The organism is Vibrio sp. 10N.222.49.C9 (genome assembly GCF_041474985.1).
GTDB lineage: Bacteria > Pseudomonadota > Gammaproteobacteria > Enterobacterales > Vibrionaceae > Vibrio > Vibrio crassostreae_C.
Genome location: NZ_JBFRVD010001493.1, coordinates 1 through 454, shown reverse-complemented (window position 1 = coordinate 454; position 454 = coordinate 1). Strand labels below are relative to the sequence as shown.

The 454-nt window shown below is 41.9% G+C and carries 1 protein-coding gene; it reads left to right on the top strand.

Translation table 11 applies throughout. The features are described from left to right. Positions 1–43 precede the first annotated feature (43 nt). The coding region (locus tag AB4585_RS28905; RefSeq protein ID WP_372172226.1) for a DUF4149 domain-containing protein at positions 44–454 on the top strand (411 nt) is incomplete at its 3' end.

Here is a 454-nt window from a genome sequence, read left to right as displayed (position 1 = left end):
CAGTCGTTATGCTGAGCTTTTTCTTTGAAGTGCATTTTCCATTATGAATCTACTTACTAGAACAATTTCAATTGTTTACGTCATCGCATTGACCAGTGTTATTGCCTTTTCATTGTTTGCGGGCGCAGTGGTCGCCCCCGTGATCTTTAATTCTTCTTCATGGTTAGGCGAATCAGTACTTAATCGCTTTCAAGAAGGCTTGATGATGACCGAAGTCTTTGTACGTCTGTCTTATCCTTTGATTGCTGTTTGCTTAGTTTCTTTGGCTTATGAGTTGTGGAGCTATTGGAAGAAAGACTCCGATTGGATAGCGCTGGTTAGCATGAGTTTGATGGTAGGAACAGGTTTGCTATTTGGCTTCTATTTCATCCCCGAAATCCTGCACCTTCAATCACAAGGAGCAGTGGTTACTCAAAGTCCTGTGTTCGCTTCAATCCATAAAACCTCTGAGATC